Origin of the sequence: Blautia sp. HCP3S3_C12, from assembly GCF_052064155.1 — a bacterium.
In the GTDB taxonomy this organism is placed as follows: domain Bacteria; phylum Bacillota; class Clostridia; order Lachnospirales; family Lachnospiraceae; genus Blautia_A.
This window is the reverse complement of record NZ_JBQHWC010000021.1, coordinates 35257-55272: the sequence shown is the minus strand read 5'-3', so window position 1 is coordinate 55272 and position 20016 is coordinate 35257. Positions and strand designations below refer to the sequence as shown.

General features: G+C 42.9%; 15 protein-coding genes. 13 read left to right on the top strand and 2 right to left on the bottom strand.

Annotated features, from left to right (window positions below):
* Positions 1-1269, top strand: a complete 1269-nt coding sequence (gene codB / locus ACTNDS_RS14135) for a cytosine permease (protein WP_441036494.1) — start codon at positions 1-3, stop codon at positions 1267-1269.
* 344 nt (positions 1270-1613) lie between these two features.
* Here the strand turns inward: codB and ACTNDS_RS14130 are convergent, their stop codons facing one another.
* Positions 1614-2708 carry a hypothetical protein gene (locus ACTNDS_RS14130; protein ID WP_441036492.1) on the bottom strand — a complete coding sequence of 365 codons (1095 nt, stop codon included), beginning with the start codon at positions 2706-2708 and terminating at the stop codon, positions 1614-1616.
* 205 nt (positions 2709-2913) lie between these two features.
* On the opposite strand from ACTNDS_RS14130, the gene ACTNDS_RS14125 reads away from it, so the two are divergent.
* From ACTNDS_RS14125 to ACTNDS_RS14080, 10 genes are all read left to right on the top strand, one after another.
* Positions 2914-3750: a deoxyribonuclease IV gene (locus tag ACTNDS_RS14125; protein WP_441036490.1), complete on the top strand. Its 837-nt coding sequence runs from the start codon at positions 2914-2916 to the stop codon at positions 3748-3750.
* Positions 3751-3804: 54 nt separating this feature from the next.
* On the top strand, positions 3805-5754 hold the full coding sequence (locus ACTNDS_RS14120; RefSeq protein ID WP_441036488.1) for a bifunctional metallophosphatase/5'-nucleotidase: 1950 nt from the start codon (positions 3805-3807) through the stop codon (positions 5752-5754).
* A 158-nt stretch (positions 5755-5912) separates the two neighbouring features.
* The gene (locus ACTNDS_RS14115; protein ID WP_441036486.1) at positions 5913-7454 is read left to right on the top strand and encodes an ABC transporter substrate-binding protein; all 1542 of its coding nucleotides are present in this window, start codon (positions 5913-5915) and stop codon (positions 7452-7454) included.
* Positions 7455-7523: 69 nt separating this feature from the next.
* Positions 7524-8537: an ABC transporter ATP-binding protein gene (locus tag ACTNDS_RS14110; RefSeq protein ID WP_441036484.1), complete on the top strand. Its 1014-nt coding sequence runs from the start codon at positions 7524-7526 to the stop codon at positions 8535-8537.
* Positions 8530-9444: an ATP-binding cassette domain-containing protein gene (locus tag ACTNDS_RS14105; protein ID WP_441036482.1), complete on the top strand. Its 915-nt coding sequence runs from the start codon at positions 8530-8532 to the stop codon at positions 9442-9444. The genes ACTNDS_RS14110 and ACTNDS_RS14105 overlap by 8 nt, the downstream gene beginning before the upstream one ends.
* Positions 9441-10445, top strand: a complete 1005-nt coding sequence (locus ACTNDS_RS14100; protein WP_441036480.1) for an ABC transporter permease — start codon at positions 9441-9443, stop codon at positions 10443-10445. The genes ACTNDS_RS14105 and ACTNDS_RS14100 overlap by 4 nt, the downstream gene beginning before the upstream one ends.
* Positions 10442-11329: an ABC transporter permease gene (locus ACTNDS_RS14095; protein WP_441036478.1), complete on the top strand. Its 888-nt coding sequence runs from the start codon at positions 10442-10444 to the stop codon at positions 11327-11329. Before ACTNDS_RS14100 ends, ACTNDS_RS14095 begins: the two co-directional genes overlap by 4 nt.
* A 111-nt stretch (positions 11330-11440) precedes the next feature.
* Positions 11441-13141: a fibronectin type III domain-containing protein gene (locus ACTNDS_RS14090; RefSeq protein ID WP_441036477.1), complete on the top strand. Its 1701-nt coding sequence runs from the start codon at positions 11441-11443 to the stop codon at positions 13139-13141.
* Between the two features lie 175 nt (positions 13142-13316).
* Complete coding sequence (locus ACTNDS_RS14085) at positions 13317-13859, top strand: flavodoxin family protein (RefSeq protein ID WP_303243515.1); 543 nt, start codon at positions 13317-13319, stop codon at positions 13857-13859.
* Between the two features lie 33 nt (positions 13860-13892).
* Entirely contained in the window at positions 13893-14783 is an 891-nt protein-coding gene (locus ACTNDS_RS14080) for a LysR family transcriptional regulator (RefSeq protein WP_433844246.1), read from the top strand.
* A gap of 135 nt (positions 14784-14918) precedes the next feature.
* On the opposite strand, the gene ACTNDS_RS14075 is transcribed toward ACTNDS_RS14080, so the two are convergent.
* On the bottom strand, positions 14919-17294 hold the full coding sequence (locus ACTNDS_RS14075; RefSeq protein WP_441036474.1) for a phosphoketolase family protein: 2376 nt from the start codon (positions 17292-17294) through the stop codon (positions 14919-14921).
* 485 nt (positions 17295-17779) lie between these two features.
* Between ACTNDS_RS14075 and ACTNDS_RS14070 the strand changes: the two genes are divergently transcribed.
* Both ACTNDS_RS14070 and ACTNDS_RS14065 read left to right on the top strand, forming a co-directional pair.
* Positions 17780-18955, top strand: a complete 1176-nt coding sequence (locus ACTNDS_RS14070; RefSeq protein WP_173742581.1) for an ABC transporter substrate-binding protein — start codon at positions 17780-17782, stop codon at positions 18953-18955.
* A 167-nt stretch (positions 18956-19122) separates the two neighbouring features.
* A complete protein-coding gene (locus tag ACTNDS_RS14065; RefSeq protein ID WP_303242654.1) occupies positions 19123-20007 on the top strand; it encodes a branched-chain amino acid ABC transporter permease in 885 nt (294 codons plus the stop codon).
* Positions 20008-20016 lie beyond the last annotated feature (9 nt).

Here is a 20016-nt window from a genome sequence, read left to right as displayed (position 1 = left end):
ATGAGTGAAAAAATGACAACAGCAAATAGCGCAGAGCAGGGAAGTATAGACATTGACTTTGCAGAGTGCGCAGTTCCGAAATGGAGCAGACGCAGATTTCTGACAATGTTTATGATCATGCTTGGATTTACTTTCTTTTCTGCGAGTATGTGGGTAGGACAGGAAATGGCAGCAGGACTGGACTTCTGGGGATTTATCAAAGCCCTTCTTCTGGGTGGAGCGATCCTTGGTGTTTATACAGGTCTGCTTGGTTATGTAGGCGCAGAGACAGGTTTAAGCCTTGACCTGCTTTCCAAGAGAGCGTTTGGAGAAAAAGGTTCTTATATTTCTTCAGCACTGACAAGCTTTACACAGATTGGATGGTTTGGTGTAGGTATTGCGATGTTTGCGATTCCTGTTGCACGCGAACTTTTTGGCGGAAGCACAGCAGTTGAATGGGTATTGATTCTGATCGCAGGAGCATGTATGACTGCATCTGCATATTTTGGAATCAAGTCTCTTACAATCATCAGTTATATTGCCGTACCGCTTGTTGCAGTTCTTGGAACAGTGGCAATGGTCATGGCAGTAAGACAGGGGGATGGCACGATCATTGATCAGTTTGCTGTATCCAGTGGCTCTCTGAGTGTTATCGGCGGTGCAGGACTTGCAATTGGTTCTTTTGTATCAGGAGGAACTGCAACACCGAACTTTACACGATTTGCAAAAAATGGTAAACAGGGAACGATCGCAACAGTAGTTGCCTTCTTTATCGGAAACTCCCTGATGTTCTTCTTTGGAGCAATCTCTTATATTTTTGTTGGTGGAAATGATATTTTTGAAGTTATGATTCGTCTGAATCTGTTCTATCTTGCAATCCTGGTTCTGGGATTAAATATCTGGACAACCAATGACAATGCTCTGTATACAGCAGGACTTGGTCTTGCAAACATTTTCAATAAGAGAAAGAAACCCATGGTTCTGATCTCCGGTATTATCGGAACACTGCTTTCTGTATGGCTGTACTACAACTTCTGCGGATGGCTGAATATCCTGAACTGTACACTGCCGCCGGTTGGTATCATCCTGGTCCTCTCTTATTTTATGAATAAAAAAGCTTACGATACAGATACCTTTGAGATCGTAACAGTCAACTGGTTTGCAGTTGCCGGAGTTATTCTTGGTGCGATCGTGGCAAACGTAGTGACATGGGGAATTGCATCCATCAATGGTATGATTGTTGCAGCGCTGTGCTATGTAATCGGAGAAATGTACAAGAGAAAAAAATAAAAATTGTAATTATAAGAGAAATGAAAAAAGCCAGTCTTTTGACCGGCTTTTTTCATACTATTTCCGCAGTTTTGCTTCATCCAGCAAATTCAATTTTTTTGCAGAAAGTACAAGTTCTGTTTGCAGAAATGCAAGATTGCAGGCTGTTGAAAATGCATCCATAAGTAACTCGATACTGATCACTAATGCAATTCCTGCAGAGGGGATTCCTAATTGTGCAAATAAAATGGATTTACAACTTTTCCTTCAGCAGGTAAAAGAATATAGGTTCTGCCGAATTTAGAGCCACTGGTAAAGGTACAATTTTTTCTGTCATCTTTTGCATTGAATACTCCTTTTTGGTCTTATTCTTTATTAATTTCTGCGAATCCGGCAGCATCAATCTTTAAGTCTGTTTTTTCGCCTTTTTTCAGCTTTTTCCATTCAGAGAAATCCATCTCATAGCGTTCTGTTTCGGTTTTGCCTTCCTTTTTCTCATAGGTAGCAGTCACGAAATAGTGCTCATCCTTTGTTCCTGTTCTCTGGTTGTCTTTCAGCTTTGGTTCTGGCCAGGCTGGATTCTGGTCCCTTCCGGAATTTTTCGCAGTGTCTACCACAGTCCACCGGTCTATTTCGTAGTAATATTTTGTAGCATACACCGGTTCTTGTCGATACACTGGTTTATCCGTGGTTTCTGTATAGGTTTCATCTTTGTATACAGGAACACTCTTGGTTTTCTCCTCAAAATACCCGTTTCCTAGGTCAACATGGGAGACTTCATCTTCATAATGGTCGATAACGCGGCGTGTTTTGGTTTCCGTAACTTTCTCATAGTGGTCTATGACTTGTTCGTATGACTTAATCTCATTTTTCGTGTATTGTAGCCGTGCGTCATCTGGCAGCTGCCAATCACTTTCGCTGTGTGTAACGATTTCTTCGATGTCGATGGTTCGTTCCCAGTCAAAGTCATCAATGGTTACATTTTTTACTTTCGGTGCCAGACAGGACATCATTCCGAAAATGATGACAGCAAAGATTCCCAGAAAGAGAAGAGCTCTTTTCATCAGTGATTTCTTCTTTTTTTCTTTTTTCTTTGGTGCACTTTTTGCAGTATTTTTCTGGTGCGTTTCTTTTTTCTCTTCTTTTTTGCGTTTCTTTTCTTCTTCCTGCTGCCGTATTTCGAAATAGTTTCTCTCAGAGTCTTCTTTTGTGGCTCCGCAGTTTTTGCAGATGTTCAGATCGTCACTGTTAAGGCTGCCGCAAAAACTGCACTGCCAGTCTGGATTTCGGCTGATTTTGGCAGCCTTCTCCTCTGAAACATATTCAATTGCGTCCGGCATGTAGAATTTTGTGTTTTCATCCTGTGGATGTCCGCAAAGTGGACAGGTTTTCTGCCCGGCTTTGATTCTCTTATTGTCACAAAACGGACAATCCCAGAGTCCTTCGATTAATTTTCCCATACTTAGTTCTCCTTTCCTGTCTATTATACATTTAATTTGACGAAAAGAATAGACTGATAATTCGTTACTGTTCACACACCACTACGTTACTGTGAACGAAGTGAACAGTAACGATAATTCAGGAATTGCATCGCATTTGCCGGATTCTGTGTTATAATAAAAATAATTGATATGATAAAAAATACTACAGAAGAGGAGCAAAAAGATGCTGTATATAGGAAATCACACAAGTTCATCCCGGGGATATGTTGCAATGGGAAAGCAGATGCTGGCAAATGGCGGTAACACATTTGCATTTTTTACCAGAAATCCAAGAGGAGGAAAAGCCAAAGAAATAGATCCCCAGGATGTGCAGGCATTTCTGCAGCTGGTAAAGGACAATCATTTTGGAAAGCTGGTAGCTCATGCACCCTACACTATGAACTGTTGTGCTGCCAAAGAAAACCTCAGAGATTTCGCCAGAGAAATCATGACAGATGATCTGAAACGTCTGGAAATGACACCGGGAAATTATTACAATTTTCATCCGGGCAGCCACGTAGGACAGGGCGCAGAAGTAGGAATCCGTAAAATTGCAGAAATTCTTAATGAAGTGCTGACAAAAGACCAGAGTACAATTGTACTTCTGGAAACTATGGCAGGAAAGGGGACGGAAGTAGGAAGAAATTTTGAAGAACTCCGTCAGATCATTGACCAGGTGGAATTAAAAGATAAATTAGGGGTTTGTCTGGATACCTGTCATGTCTGGGATGGTGGATATGATATTGTAAATGATCCTGACAGTGTATTTGCAGAATTTGACCGGGTCATAGGTCTGGACAGACTAAAGGCTATCCACCTGAATGACAGCATGAATCCACTTGGCAGCCATAAGGACCGTCATGCCAGAATCGGAGAGGGTCAAATAGGACTGGAAGCACTTGTTCGCGTGATCAATCACCCTGCCACAAAAGGAATTCCCTTTATTCTGGAAACACCCAATGATGATGAAGGATGGACTCATGAAATCGCCTTGCTCAGAGCAGAGTATAAAGGAAAATAAATAAGATAAAGAAAAGTAAAGATAAAAAATTTCTTGGAGGAAAAGGAGATGTTTATGAAAAAACGGAAACGGATTCTGTCAGTGATACTTACCATTGTAACATTGCTTCTGCTTGTGTTGGATATTCCTGTGGCAGCAGCCAAAACCAAAAAGGTAGACGTTTTGTTTACCCATGATACCCATTCCCATCTGGATAGCTTTTCAACTATTGTAGAAGGCCAGCAAAAAGAAGTTGGCGGATTTGCCAGACTGAAAACCCTGATGGATGAAAAGCGAAAAGAAAATCCGGATACTCTGGTGCTGGATGGAGGAGATTTTTCCATGGGTACACTGATCCAGACTGTATATGATACAGAGGCAGCGGAGCTTCGGATGCTGGGGTATTTGGGGTATGATGTAACTACCTTTGGAAATCATGAATTCGACTACCGGTCAAAGGGGCTGGCAAATATGCTGAAGGCAGCTGTAAATTCCGGTGAGACACTGCCGGAGCTTGTAGTGTGTAATGTGGATTGGGACGCTATGGAGAAAGAGGGCTTAAGTGATGGCCAGAAGCAGATCAAAGAAGCATTTGAAGCCTACGGTGTAAAGGATTATGTGGTGGTTCAAAAGGGGGATACGAAGATTGCAGTAGTTGGTGTCTTTGGAAAAGATGCCCTGGAATGTGCCCCTACCTGTGAACTGCTGTTTAAGGATCCGACAGAGTCAGTAAGGCAGACAGTAGCAGAGATTAAGAAAAATGAAAAAGTAGATATGATCGCATGTGTGTCTCATGGCGGAACCTGGGAGGATGAGGATAAGTCTGAGGACGAAATCCTTGCAAAAAAGGTTCCTGAGCTGGATCTGATCATCAGTGGACATTCCCACACAGAGCTGAAGGAAGCCATCAAACATGGGAATACCTATATTGTATCCTGCGGTGAGTATGGGAGAAATCTGGGATCGCTTTCCATGACACAGAAGCAGGACGGACGCTGGAAGATGACCTCCTACGAGCTGATTCCTGTGTCCGAAGAGATCAGGCCGGATCAGGCAACACAGAAACGGATTGATGAATTAATGGATACCGTAGACACCAATTACCTGGAAGATTTTGGTTACACCAGGGATGAAGTCCTGGCTGAGAATGACGTTGAATTTAACAGCCTGGAAGAAATGGGCACAAAGCATGAAGAACTGAATCTTGGCGATATTATGTCTGATGCCTATGTATATGCTGTGGAACATTCAGAATATTTTGATGGAGATCCTGTAGATGTAGCAGTGGTTCCAAGCGGGACTGTCCGCGATACCTATACAAAGGGAAATATTACAGTAGAAGATGTCTACAATTCATTCTCTCTGGGAATCGGAAAAGACGGAGTAGCAGGATATCCTCTGATCAATGCCTATCTGACAGGAAAAGAATTGAAGCTGGTAGCAGAAGTGGATGCTTCTGTTTCAGACTTTATGACAACTGCAAGATTATATTGCAGCGGACTGAATTTTACATACAATCCTCATCGAATGATTCTGAACAAGGTGACGGACTGCTATCTGACCAGAGAGGACGGAGAACGGATCGAAATCCAGGATGATAAACTGTATCATGTTGTGACAGACCTGTACACCGGACAAATGCTTGGCTCTGTAATGAAAATGTCATATGGCCTGCTGTCTCTGGAACCAAAGGACAAGAATGGAAATCCTATTGAAAATCTGGAGGACCAGGCAATCATGGAGAATGGCAGGGAGCTGAAGGCATGGGATGCCATTGCAAGATATATGCAGTCCTTTGAAGATACAGACGGGGATGGAATTGCCAATGTACCGGAATATTATGCAGCCACACATAACCGTAAGGTTGTAGATGACAGTAAAAACATCCTGGATCTGGTGAAACATCCCAATAAATTCTCAGTAATCATAGTGCTGATTTGTTTGATCTTTATTGTAATAATTGTCGTTATTATCATTCTGATCCGGAAGCTTGTCCGCAGGAGAAAAAAGAAAAGAATATCATAAAACGTTATTGAGATGACTTATTCCAGGTATGCCATATATGGCATACCTCAGGTCTAAAAAGGAATATGTCAATATCCCCCCGCAGGGCTTACTGATGTCAGAATTGTCTGATATCATAAAAGCCAGTTACCAATAAAGAAAAAGCGAGGGAACATGAAATGAAAAAGGGTTTATTGACAATGGCCGGAGTGCTTCTGACTGTATCACTGGTCAGTGCCGGAACAACAGTGCCTGTACTGGCAGAGGAAGAAACAACACTGGTATACGGAAGCGGAGATTATACCAGGATCAATCCTGCTATGGATGAACATGGAGAGATCAATATTCTGATCTTCAACGGTTTAACTGCACATGACGGAGATAATCAGGTAGTTCCGGGATTGGCGGAGAGCTGGGATTTTGATGATGAAACCAATACCTATACATTCCATATGGCAGAAGATGCCAAGTGGCAGGATGGCGAACCTGTGACAGCAGAGGATGTTAAGTTTACTATCGAAGCAATCATGGATCCGGAAAACGGTTCTGAGAATGCACCCAACTACGAGGACGTAGAGGAAATCAATGTTATTGATGATCATACGGTTGCGTTCAAGCTTGAGGACAAAAACGTTGCATTCCTTGATTATATGACAATGGCAGTTCTTCCTAAGCATCTGCTTGAGGGCGAAGATATGCAGACCTCTGATTTCTTCCGTAATCCGGTAGGAACAGGTCCATACAAGATTGAATCCTGGGATGAGGGACAGGCGATCATACTGGTTAAGAATGAAGATTATTTTAAGGGTGAGCCTTCCATCGATAAAATTGTATTCAAGATCGTACCGGATGACAATGCGAAAGCACTTCAGTTAAAATCCGGAGAACTTGATCTGGCATTATTAACACCAAAGGACGCAGCTGCTTTTGCAGATGATGAGGCATATACATGCTACGATATGAAGACTTCTGACTATCGTGGAATCATGTTTAACTTTGGAAATGAATACTGGCAGAAAAACCGTGATCTGATCCCGGCAGTATGCTATGGGCTTGACCGTCAGGCGATCATCGACGCAGTTATCCTTGGACAGGGAATGCCGGCTTATGGTCCTCTTCAGAGAAACATCTATAATTATGAAGATGTAGAGCATTATGATTACAATCCTGAAAAAGCAAAAGAAATTCTGGAAGCTGCAGGATGCGAGATGGGTGATGACGGATTTTATTATCGTGATGGCGAAAAAGTTGGATTTGTAATCAGCGTAAGTGCAGGAGATCAGGTACGTATTGATATGGCTCAGATCGCAGCACAGGAACTGAAAGAGATCGGCATGGATGTATCAGTAGAGATCCCTGCACAGACAGACTGGGCAGGACAGATGGCATTCCTCATCGGATGGGGAAGCCCATTTGACGCTGACGACCATACATACAAAGTATTCGGAACAGATAAGGGAGCAAACTACTCCGGCTACTCTAATGCAGACGTTGACAAGTATCTGAAAGAAGCAAGACAGTCAGCTGATCCAAAAGTACGTGCAGAAGCCTATGCTAATTTCCAGAAAGCTCTGGCAGAGGATCCGGCTTATGCAATGATCTGCTATATTGATGCCAACTATGTTGCTGACAGCAATATTAAGGGAATTGATCCTGATACAATTATGGGACATCACGGAGTTGGTATTTTCTGGAATGTAGCAGACTGGACTATCGAATAAATAAGATAAAGGTTGTGACGGGGGCACGAGGAGTGCCCCCTTTTCACACGAGCGGAAAAAGGAATAAAGATGGAACATTTATTAGAAGTTAAAAATCTTTCTGTCAGCATAGACGGTCCTGCCGGAGAAGTTCAGGCAGTAAGAGATGTGTCTTTTTCATTAAAAAAGGGAGAGGTGCTGGCTATAGTTGGAGAGTCCGGATGCGGAAAGAGTGTGCTTTGCAAAAGTATTATGAAGCTTTTACCGCCAAGTGCAAAGATTAAAGAGGGCAGCATTTGTGTGAACGGACAGGATATTACCTGTTACAGGGAAAGGGAGATGCAGAAACTGCGTGGAAGAGTTTTTTCCATGATCTTTCAGGATCCTATGACTTCCCTGAATCCAACTATTAAAATTGGAAAACAAATTGGGGAAGCAGTGGTGATCCACAATAAGAATTATACGAAAAAACAGGTAGATCAAAAAGTTCTGGAACTTATGGAACTGGTAGGTATCTCCCATCCAAAGGAACGATATCATCAGTATCCATGGCAATTCTCCGGGGGAATGCGTCAGAGATGTGTCATGGCCATCGCTCTGGCAGCAGATCCGGATATTTTATTTGCAGATGAACCAACTACTGCACTGGATGTGACTATACAGGCACAGATTCTGGATCTTCTCCGGGAAATACAGAGGAAGCTGGGAACAGCTACCATACTGGTATCCCATGATCTGGGAGTGGTTGCACGTGTGGCAGACAGGGTGGCAGTCATGTATGCAGGCAAGATCGTAGAGATTGGTACAGCAGAGGAAGTGTATTATGATCCCAGACATCCATACACATGGGGGCTGATGAGATCACTGCCTGCATTTGCAAATGGAAAAGAAAGCCTGTACACTATCCCCGGCATGCCTCCTACTTTGATAGATCCGCCGAAAGGTGATGCTTTTGCATGTCGAAACGAATATGCCCTGAATATTGATTATGAAGAAATGCCGCCTATGTTTAAGATAACAGATACTCATTATGCGGCAACCTGGCTGCTGGATCCAAGAGCACCGCAGATCAAATCACCTATGGGAGGAACAGCGCATGAGTAAAGAAGTTTTATTAGATGTCAGGCATCTGACTCAGCAGTTTCATCTGACAAAAAAGATCAAGGTAAAGGCTGTAGATGATGTCTCATTTCAGATCCATAAAGGTGAGATCTTTGGTCTGGTAGGGGAATCCGGTTCAGGAAAGTCCACAGTTGCCAGATGTCTGATGAATATATATCAGCCGGCTCAGGGAGAAATCTGGTATAAAGATGTAAATATCTGCGACAAAAAGGAATTCAAAAAGCATAAAAAAATGCTGCAGACCTGCCGCCAGATGATCTTTCAGGATTCCGCATCCAGTCTGAACCAGAAAATGAAGGTGTCAGATATTATTACGGAACCAATGAGAATCCAGCATATTACACCTCCGAGAGGAAGCTTTGTGAAGGAAGCTGCTTTTCAGATGGAATATGTAGGACTTGAGAACAGTTTCCTGAATCGTTATCCATCTGAATTATCAGGGGGACAGAGGCAGCGAGTGGCCATAGCCAGATCTCTGTGTATGGAACCGGAATTTCTGGTGGCCGATGAACCGATAGCTTCCCTGGATGTGTCCATGCAGGCCCAGATCGTCAATCTGTTCCGTCATCTGCAGGAGGAGCATGGATTTACATTTCTGTTTATAGCTCATGACCTGGCTATGGTTGAGTATCTCTGTGACCGTGTGGGAGTTATGTATCATGGAAAACTGGTAGAACTGGCGCCATCAGAAGAATTGTATTCCCATCCGGTGCATCCTTATACAAAAACATTGTTGTCTGCAATTCCTGTTCCTGACCCCATCAGGGAGAGAAAAAGAGTTCTGCAGTACTATGATGGCGAAGGAATGGAAAACAGCGTGTGGACAGAAGTGTCACCCGGACATTTTGCAATGCTTCCGGCTGAAGGAAAGGGGTGCAGTATATCATGAGACAAAAAAAGTTAGTCTACTATGGTAAAAAATGCCTGATATTCCTGATCTCAGTATTTATATTGTCTGTAGCTGTATTTTATGTAGCCCGTCTTGCACCGGGAGATCCTCTGATTTCCTACTATGGTGACCGTACAGAGAAGATGAGTCCGGAAGAACGTGAATGGGCTATGGGAAAACTGGGATTGAACGAACCAATTTCTGTGCAGTATGTAAAGTGGGTAAAAAATGCCTTTCATGGAGAATTTGGAATTTCATTTAAATATAAACAGGATGTAGTAGAAGTGATCGGCGGACGTATTGGCAATACACTTGTGCTTGGAGGAATCGGATTTATCATTATGTTTGCCGGAGCCTTGCTCCTGGGAATTCTGTGTGCCTGGTACGAAAACCGGCTGGCAGACCGGATTCTGTGTAAGCTGGGAACCATATCCAGCTGTATTCCTGAGTTTTGGATGGCTCTGGTCCTGATCCTTGTTTTTTCCGTAAATCTTAAGATCCTGCCAAGCAGTGGCGCTTACAGTACAGGAAATGCAGGAGATATAGGTGACAGAGTGCTGCATCTGATCATGCCTCTGACCATCGTGGTCATGGAGCATTTATGGTATTATGCTTACATGATCCGAAATAAGATTCTTGAAGAGGTTCGCGCAGATTATATACTTTTGGCAAAGTCAAAAGGCCTGGATAAGAAAAAGCTTATGTTCAGACATTGTGTCCGAAATGTAATGCCTGCTTATCTGAGTATTATGGCCATTGCAGTCCCCCATGTACTTGGAGGAACCTATGTGGTAGAAAGTGTATTCTCTTATCCCGGAATCGGAGCTCTGTCCTATGAGAGCGCCAGATATCATGATTACAATCTGCTGATGCTGCTTTGTATGATGTCAGGAATCCTGGTTATTTTCTGCAATATTGTCAGTCAGACGATTAATGAACAGATAGATCCCCGTATGAAGGACGAAGTAATAACCGAGAAATCGGAGGTAGTAGAAGGATGACCAATCATTTATTTGAACTGGCAGGAAACAGAAAGACAGAAACAGTAATTCCCAAATCAAAGAAAAAGTGGTATCAGGGAAAACCTGTTGTTTCAGCAGCAATCCTGATTTTTATCGTACTGGGCTGCCTGTGCGCGGAACTGATCATGACAAAGGATCCTGCTTATATGGATCTGTTAAACTATAATAAAGCTCCTGACAGGGAGTTCCTTTTTGGAACGGATACTATGGGAAGGGATATTTTTTCCATGATCTGGTATGGAGGAAGGATTTCAATTCTGATTGGTGGATTAGCCACTGTTATTTCTACTTTTATTGCAGTAGTAGTCGGTGCCTTCAGTGGAGTGGCACCTGCCTGGCTGGATGAACTGATCATGAGATTTACAGAAATATTCTTAAGTATACCAACTCTGCTTCTGATCATTTTGCTGCAGGCTATTATGGGAAATGCCAATATTCTGAGCCTGTCCTTTGTAATCGGTGTGACCAGCTGGACCAGTATTGCGAAGGTGGTACGCACAGAGGTACGGCAGATACGAAACAGTGAGTATATCATCGCTGCAAGATGTATGGGAGCCGGGTTCTTCCGTATTTTGTGGAAGCATCTGGTGCCGAACTTTTTCTCATCCATTATGTTTATGGTAGTTATGAATGTAAGAACTGCAATGATCTCTGAGGCGACTTTGAGCTTTATGGGTATTGGACTTCCCATAGAGGTTATCACATGGGGAAGTATGCTGTCTCTGTCAGATAAGGCATTAATGACAGGATCCTGGTGGATCATTCTGATCCCCGGACTTTTCCTGATCACCACAGTGCTCTGCCTGACCAATATAGGAAACGCCTGCAGAGAACAGACAAACAGAAAAGAAAGTAATTTCTGATACTGGGCTGTGCTGTTACCCCATAATTTGTCACAAAAAATGTCAAATTGTCCTTTTTTCCTTGTTGAATGGGTGAAAATTGTGTATGCTGTATTAAAGGAGGAAGTAGTTATGTATAGGAAAAAAAGTTTTATAAGTCTTAGCTTAAGTCTGATGCTGGCAATGGGAAGTCTGGCAGCACCGGTAGGAGCAGCAGAGTTTTCAGATGGAGAGGTGCAGGCTGTACAGCAGCAGGACGCAGAGGCAGCACAGGTAGAAGAATTTTCAGATGTGGAGCAGGCACCGTCTGTAGAACAGGAAGAAGAAACAGAGGTCTTTGGGGCAGAAGCACAGCAGGAATTTGACTTTTCAGACATGGAAACAGAGGAAAGTAATTTTACAGTTACAGACCGCAGTGTGGAGGAGCTTCCTGACGGTACTGTCCATGTGACAGAGAAAATCAGCATAAAGATAGAGGATCAGCCGGATGGGGATAAATTGTTCGGAGAATATGCCAGTCGCTTTTTCTATGATCAGGTATCTACCGCACCGGGTACCTCTATCGGTGAAACCGTTCTTTCCGGAGTACAGCAGGCACTTTATGAAGAAATGAAAACAAAGGTTACATCCATAGCAGCCAGAGGCGGATCTACCAAATTGGGAATTACTTCAGATCTTGGACTGCGCTGGCAGACTTCTGCCACAGGTGCAAAGCTGGAACAGGAAGTATCCAGGAAGTTTGACAGCCTGAATAAAGAAAAGATCACGACCTGTCTGCTGGCAGACTGTCCCTATGAGTTATACTGGTATGAAAAGACTGCAATGACACAGTGGGATTATAGTTATTCCGTATCTGTCAGGGGCGGAAAAAGAATCGCAGAGATTTCAGATATAACAGTTTCCATGCCTGTGATCAGCGAATATGCAGCTAAGGAGTACCGGGTAGATTCCCGTATGGTGAAGACTGCAAAGAAAGCAGCTTCCAATGCAAAAATGATTGTTAATGAATTTAAAAATATGTCTGAGCCGGAGAAGCTGGCTGCATATAAAGAAATGATCTGTTATCTGACAGATTATAATGATGAGGCAATCTCTGATTCCTATGGAGATAAATACGGAGATCCGTGGCAGCTGATCTGGGTATTTGACTGGGATGAATCTACCAATGTAGTTTGTGAAGGATATTCCAAAGCTTTCCAGTATCTGTGTGACCTTAGCGATATTACCTGTTATACAGTAACCGGTGATATGGATGGCGGAACCGGTGCAGGTGCCCATATGTGGAATATCGTGGAACAGGACGGCAGATATTATATTGCGGATATTACAAACAGTGACACGGATTCAGCAGGAGAGAATGGTGAGCTTTTCCTGAACACACCTGCCAGAGGAAGTGTTTCAAAAGGTTATACTTATGAGACTGAGGGCGGAGATATCTATTTCAAATATGATTCAGATACAAGAAAGGCCTATGGAACAGGAGCTTCCTCCATTCTGCAGATGACAAATGTAGAATATAATGTGGAAAGCACCACAGTAAAGCCTTCCAGACCGACGATCAGCAGTATTTCCAACAAAAATGCAAGAAGACTTACACTTACCTGGAAGAAATCCAGAAATGCAAAAGGATATGAAATCTACCGCAGGATCGGGACAACCGGTTCTTATAAGAGAGCTGCAGTGATCAAATCCGGTTCTACGGTACGATACACAAATACAGGTCTGAAAAAAGGAACAAAATATTATTACAGAATCCGTGCATATGCTTATAATGCCCAGGGGAAAAAGGTATACAGCAGATGGTCGGATGTGAAATATAAAGCTTCCAGATAAATAAAATAATAAAAAATAATTTAAGCCATCTGGCAGGACAAGAACCGGTATCTGAGAGCAGAATAAGAAATGATTTTTCTGCTCTGATATAAAGACAAATGAAACAGCTTCATGTAAATGGATGGATAGTTCTTTGCATGGAGCTGCTTTTTATGGAAAGATAAGGAAGGCAGAAATGAAAACATTAATTTTTAACGGATCGCCCAGAAAAAAAGGTGAGACAGCGTATATGATCAAGACATTGCAGGAAAAACTTGGCGGGGAATTTAAGGTAGTGGATGCATACAGAGCCAGAATAAGTCCATGTATAGACTGCAGGTGGTGTTTTGAACATGCAGGATGTGCGGTACAGGATGAGTGGCAGGAAATTCTTTCTTTTATTGAAGAGTGCGACCATATTGTGATAGCTTCACCTGTATATTTTGAAGAGGTGACGGGAATGCTTCTTGCTGTGTTAAGCAGGCTTCAGACATATTTCAGTGCCAGGTATCTCCGCAAGGAAGAACCTGTCCCCAAAAAGAAAACAGGAGCAGTCCTTCTGGCAGCAGGGAGCATTGGACCGAGAGAAAAAGCGGAAAGTACAGCAGAAATGCTGCTCCGCCAGATGAGCTGTGACAGTCTGGGAACTGTCTATGTGAATCGCACAGATAAAGTACCGGTAAGAGACCGTGAGGATATTATACAGGAAATAGAAGAGCTGGCAGAGAAATTGAGATAAATGTGGACCTGAGGATAACGGACGGAGAATGATATGAACACAAATTTTGAATATTATAAGGTGTTTTATTATGTATCGAAATATGAAAATCTGACTAAGGCGGCTGCTGTATTAAAGACAAGCCAGCCAGCAGTGACCAGAACCATACATAATCTGGAAAATATGCTTGGCTGTAGATTGTTTACCAGAAGTAAAAGCGGAATGAAACTTACCCCTGAGGGAAAGGTTTTTTATCAGTATGTAGCTGCAGGATGTGCACAGTTCTTTAAGGCGGAAGACAATCTGAATAACCTGATCAGCCTTGAGAATGGGACTATTTATATCAGTGCTACAGAAACTGCTCTTCACTGTTATCTGTTTGAGGCAGTGAGAGATTTCAATATACAGTATCCAAATGTGCATTTTAAGATATTAAATAACAGCACGACAGATTCGGTAAATGCACTGAAGGAAGGAAAAGTAGATCTTGCTGTTGTATCGGCTTCTTTGCAGGTGTCAGAACCTTTGAGGATGAAGGTAGTGAGGAAGTATAAGGAAATCCTAATCGGCGGGAATCGTTTCGCTGAGCTGAAGGGAAGAAAAACCTCTCTGGAAGAATTATCTTCTTATCCATGGATCAGCCTGACTTCTGAAGCAATCACCAGACAGTTTCTGAATGCATATTTTGAAAAGAATGGTTTGCAGTTTTCGCCGGATGTGGAGCTGGCAACTACAGATATGATCCTTCCTGCCGTGCGTTATAATATGGGAATCGGATTTCTTCCGGAAGAATTTGCCAGGGAAGATCTGGCATCTGAAAAGGTTTTTGAGATTGATGTAAATGAGACCTTTCCGGAGAGAAGTATTATTTTGATCCATGATACGGAATATCCTCAGAGCATTGCATCCAAGGCATTTCAGAAGTTTTTAACAGACAGAAAATAAGTGCTCAGGCTCAAATATGGGAGAATAGAGACTTAAAATATAGTAAAAGTAAACAGCCGTCAGGAATTGACCAAATGTGGATTTCCTGACGGCTGTCTGTAAGATTAGGAATTTATCATTTTGTCTTGTAAGAGATTATTTATGCCACTCCCAGTTTCTGACCTCTTCCAGATCCTGGCCATATTCAGCAATGTACTGTTTGTGCTCAACAAGCTTGTCGTTCATCTTCTGAATTAAGAAGGAACCTTTGTTTCCAAGCTGTGGAAGATGCATGATGGCATCCTTTACAAGGTTGAAACGGTCGATCTGGTTCTGTACACGCATATCGAATGGAGTAGTGATAGTACCTTCCTCCTGATATCCGTGAACAGAAATGTTGCGGTTGTGACGTTCATAAGTAAGCTCATGGATCAGTGTTGGATATCCGTGGAATGCGAAGATGACAGGTTTATCTTTTGTAAAGATTGCATCATATTCTGCGTCACTTAAACCGTGTGGATGTTTGTGGTCGGATTCCAGTTTGAACAGGTCCACAACATTAACAACACGAATCTTAAGTTCCGGCATTTCATCACGAAGGATAGTAACTGCAGCCATGATCTCAAGTGTAGGTGTATCACCGCAGCAAGCCATAACAACGTCTGGCTCTTCCCCACAGTCATTACTTGCCCACTCCCAGATACCGATACCCTGTGTGCAGTGCTTAACAGCCTGCTCCATGGTCAGCCACTGGCAGCTTGGATGTTTGGAAGCTACGATTGCGTTTACATAGTTCTTACTCTTGATGCAGTGATCGAAGCAGGAGAGTAAGCAGTTAGCGTCCGGTGGTAAGTACATACGAACCACGTCTGCTTTCTTATTTGCAATGTGATCTAAGAATCCAGGATCCTGATGAGTAAATCCGTTGTGATCCTGCTGCCATACATTGGATGTCAGGATGAAGTTCAGGGATGCAATGGGCTGTCTCCAGGAAAGCTGGTTGCAAACTTTCAGCCATTTTGCATGCTGGGCTGCCATGGAGTCAACAATACGGATGAAAGCTTCATAGCTTGCGAAGAAGCCATGACGACCTGTTAACAGGTAACCTTCCAGCCATCCTTCACACATATGCTCACTGAGCATACTGTCCATAATACGTCCGTCTCTTGCAAGGCAGTCATCAGTATCAAGCATTTCTGCGTTCCAGTCACGTTTCTGATATTCAAATACTTTGTACAGACGGTTGGACATGCTTTCATCTGGTCCAAAGATACGGAAGTTCTTGTTTTCTTCATTCAGTTTGAAGATGTCGCGGATGTATCCGCCAAGCTCGATCATATCCTGAGCTTTTGTTTTGCCAGGCTGTACTTCAATACCGTAATCGCGGAAGTCCGGAAGACGAAGATCTTTCAGAAGAAGTCCGCCATTTGCATGTGGGTTGGCACCGAGACGTGCATTTCCCTTAGGAGCCAGTTCAGCCAGTTCAGGGATCAGGCGTCCGTTTTTATCAAACAGCTCCTGAGGACGATAGCTTTCCAGCCACTCCTTCAGAAGTTCAAGATGTTCCGGTTTTTCCATAGTGATCGGAACCTGATGAGCACGGAAGGAACCTTCAATCTGAAGTCCGTCAACAACCTTAGGACCTGTCCATCCTTTAGGAGTACGGAGGACGATCATTGGCCATACCGGACGTTCCGGATCATTGTTCTCACGGGCGTTCTTCTGGATTGCTTTGATTTCTTCGATTACTGTGTCCATTGTCTCAGCCATCTTCTTGTGCATTGTCATTGGATCGTCGCCTTCAACGAAGTATGGCTTCCATCCACAGCCCTTGAAGAAGCATTCAAGCTCTTCGTGGGAAAGACGGGAGAAGATAGTCGGATTGCTGATCTTATATCCATTTAAGTGAAGAATAGGAAGTACAGCACCGTCAGTAATCGGGTTCAGGAATTTGTTGGACTGCCAGGATGTCGCCAAAGGACCAGTCTCAGCTTCGCCATCGCCTACAACAGTAGTTGCAATCAGATCAGGGTTGTCAAATACAGCTCCGAAAGCATGAGCGATGGAGTAACCAAGCTCGCCACCTTCATTAATGGAACCAGGTGTTTCCGGTGCGCAGTGGCTTGGAACTCCGCATGGGAAGGAGAACTGTTTGAACATTTTCTTCATACCTTCCTCATCCTGGCTGATGTTAGGATAAACTTCGCTGTAGGAACCTTCCAGATAGGTGTTGGCGATCATGAAGTTTCCGCCATGTCCAGGACCGGAAAGCAGGATCATATCAAGGTCATAACGTTTGATGACACGGTTGCAGTGTGCATAAATGAAGTTCTGTCCTGGTACAGTTCCCCAGTGACCAACAATTTTTTTCTTGATCTGATCCATAGTTAATGGCTCTCTCAGAAGCGGATTGTCAAGAAGATAGAGCTGTCCGGCAGACAGATAGTTAGCTGCACGCCAGTAAGCATCGATTTTGTCAAGCATTTCCTGGTTTAAAGGCTGCTTTTCCAGACATAATTTGTTGTCTTCCATTTTCTTACCTCTTTCTTTGTCTTTGATGTGTATAGTTTAAGATGTCGAAGATATCTGTATAAGAAACTTTCTGATGACAATTAATAGGAAACGCTTCTTAACAGATAAGTTGGAGTGTTGCTTTGTTATTTTTTTAACCGAACACATCCTATCATATCAGAAACAGAACGTAAAATAGCAATATTACATTATAATTATAAGTTTTTGATATGGATATTAATTGGAAAATATATTGAAATAAGAAATTAATACTTGTAATATGGATTACAGGGTGTTATAATTTATTTTAAGCAAAGGTGCTGAAGAGAAATCTTCGGCACCTTTTTTGTTTAAAGTCCGTTATCCGGGGCTTTAAACATTAAAAAAATTTGAATTTTACTTGCGTAAAGTGATAAAGCATGGTATAATTCAAAAAATGTTTGAGAGATGAGGACAGATGTTCTCTGAGGAAAAACAACCAAATTATCTTAAAGGAGGAAATTATTATGAAGAAAAGAGTTTTAGCCGTATTACTTAGCGCAGCAGTAGCAGTATCTATGGTGGCAGCCACAGCAGCAACTGCATTTGCAGCTGACACAGTAAAGATTGGTGTATATGAACCGGCATCCGGCGACAATGGTGCAGGCGGTAAACAGGAGACGCTGGGTATCCAGTATGCCAACAGTGTACAGCCTACCGTAGAGATTGATGGCAAGGAATATAATGTAGAGCTGGATATTGTTGATAATGAATCCTCCAATGATAAAGGACCATCTGCTGCATCCAAGCTGGTAAGTGATGGAGTTTCTGTTGTACTTGGATCTTACGGTTCCAGTGTTGCCATCGCAGCATCTGATATTTTCAAACAGGGCGGGGTTCCTGCAATCGGTGTTACATGTACCAATCCACAGGTAACTCAGGGAAATACCCATTATTTCCGTATCTGTTTCCTGGATCCTTTCCAGGGTACTGTACTTGCAAACTTTGCAAGTGACAAATTTAAAGCAAAAAAAGCCTATGTGCTGACAAAACAGGGTGATGATTATTCTGCCGGTCTTGGACATTACTTTACAAAAGCATTTGAGGATGCAGGCGGTGAAGTTGTATCTGATACATTCCCGGAAGGAAACAGCGATTTCGCTTCCTATGTAACAACAGCTAAGAATGAAGGGGCAGATGTATTCTTTGCACCGGTTTCCACAGAGGCAGCAGCCCTGATCATTGACCAGGCAGCTTCCCAGGGACTGGAGGCTCCTCTTCTTGCAGGCGATACCTGGGATTCCAATGTTATCCTGAATGCTGTTAAAGGCAAAGATCTTCAGCTTTATGTAACAACCTTCTACCAGGAGGGTGGTAACAAAGAATTTGATGAAGGTATGAAAGAATTTGTAAATTCTGATTCCACAAACAAAGCCAACAATGGTGGAAATGATACCATCGCTGCTGTATCTGCCATGGGCTACGATGCATACTTTACAGCTCTGGAGGCACTGAAGGGAGCTGGCTCCACAGATCCGGCAAAGGTAAATGAAGCACTCTGGGATGTTAAGTATGACGGCGTATGCGGACACATCGAATTTGACAAGGAAAACGGGGATGCAGTAAGAGATACAGCATATGTAAAACAGGCAAATACAGAGACCGGTGCATGGGAATTTGTAGGAGAACAGGGAATTAAATAATCTTTTTACTTATAAAACTGCAGTCGTGATATTAAAATGAATATCAGTAAGTAGCAGGGTATTTCCCGAGAAAGATACCTGACTGCTCCGGTGTTAGGGATGATGCATCTCTTAGCCGGAGCAGTTTTGGTTGATTATTATAAATCGTAAGCATAAGGAGAAATTATATGGAATGGTTCAGCAGAAATCTGCCCTATTTGCTGGCAGGTATTTCAGTAGGCGGACAGTACGCACTGATCGCCATAGGATATACCATGGTATATGGTATTCTGCGACTGATCAATTTCGCCCATGGTGATATTTTTATGGTCGCAGGTCTGATTATGATATATGCATCCACGGTTATGCCCATGTATATATCTATCCCTTTAGTATTAGTTGCAACTGTTGTGATTGGTTTTCTGGTAGAACGTGTGGCTTACAAGCCTCTGCGGTCTGCACCCAGAATGTCCATCATGATCTCAGCGATCGGTGTTTCCTATCTGCTGCAGAATCTTGCTTTGTACATAACTGGAGGTCTGGCACAGCAGTATCCGGCAATCCCATGGATCAGTGATACTATTACAGTATTTGGTGCTACCACAAAACGTGTAACAGTGATCACACCCTTTCTGACGATTATTCTTGTAATCGCCCTGGTTGCCCTGATCAAATATACAAAGATCGGTATGGCCATGCGCGCAGCATCCAAGGATTTTGAGACTTCACAGCTTATGGGAATCAAGATCAATTCGGTCATTAGTATGACCTTTATTATCGGTTCTTTCCTGGCAGCAGTGGGAAGCCTTCTGTTTTTTACAAACTATACAGGTGTTACTCCTACTGTAGGTGCTATGCCTGGCCTGAAAGCTTTTGTAGCAGCTGTTTTCGGAGGTATCGGTTCTATCCCCGGTGCGGTGATCGGAGCGTTTATCATCGGTATCTGTGAGAATATTATTAAGGGTATGGGCTGGACGACCTTCTCAGATGCATTTACCTTTGCATTGCTGATCGTCATCCTTATTGCCAAACCAACCGGACTTTTCGGTGAGAAATCTACAGATAAGGTTTAAGGAGGCAGA

Coding starts and splice junctions, on each gene's coding strand:
- ACTNDS_RS14090 (WP_441036477.1), top strand. CDS start 11,441: ATGTATAGGAAAAAAAGTTTTATAAGTCTTAGCTTAAGTCTGATGCTG.
- ACTNDS_RS14080 (WP_433844246.1), top strand. CDS start 13,893: ATGAACACAAATTTTGAATATTATAAGGTGTTTTATTATGTATCGAAA.
- ACTNDS_RS14100 (WP_441036480.1), top strand. CDS start 9,441: ATGAGACAAAAAAAGTTAGTCTACTATGGTAAAAAATGCCTGATATTC.
- ACTNDS_RS14110 (WP_441036484.1), top strand. CDS start 7,524: ATGGAACATTTATTAGAAGTTAAAAATCTTTCTGTCAGCATAGACGGT.
- codB (WP_441036494.1), top strand. CDS start 1: ATGAGTGAAAAAATGACAACAGCAAATAGCGCAGAGCAGGGAAGTATA.
- ACTNDS_RS14065 (WP_303242654.1), top strand. CDS start 19,123: ATGGAATGGTTCAGCAGAAATCTGCCCTATTTGCTGGCAGGTATTTCA.
- ACTNDS_RS14120 (WP_441036488.1), top strand. CDS start 3,805: ATGAAAAAACGGAAACGGATTCTGTCAGTGATACTTACCATTGTAACA.
- ACTNDS_RS14070 (WP_173742581.1), top strand. CDS start 17,780: ATGAAGAAAAGAGTTTTAGCCGTATTACTTAGCGCAGCAGTAGCAGTA.
- ACTNDS_RS14095 (WP_441036478.1), top strand. CDS start 10,442: ATGACCAATCATTTATTTGAACTGGCAGGAAACAGAAAGACAGAAACA.
- ACTNDS_RS14115 (WP_441036486.1), top strand. CDS start 5,913: ATGAAAAAGGGTTTATTGACAATGGCCGGAGTGCTTCTGACTGTATCA.
- ACTNDS_RS14125 (WP_441036490.1), top strand. CDS start 2,914: ATGCTGTATATAGGAAATCACACAAGTTCATCCCGGGGATATGTTGCA.
- ACTNDS_RS14105 (WP_441036482.1), top strand. CDS start 8,530: ATGAGTAAAGAAGTTTTATTAGATGTCAGGCATCTGACTCAGCAGTTT.
- ACTNDS_RS14130 (WP_441036492.1), bottom strand. CDS start 2,708: ATGGGAAAATTAATCGAAGGACTCTGGGATTGTCCGTTTTGTGACAAT.
- ACTNDS_RS14075 (WP_441036474.1), bottom strand. CDS start 17,294: ATGGAAGACAACAAATTATGTCTGGAAAAGCAGCCTTTAAACCAGGAA.
- ACTNDS_RS14085 (WP_303243515.1), top strand. CDS start 13,317: ATGAAAACATTAATTTTTAACGGATCGCCCAGAAAAAAAGGTGAGACA.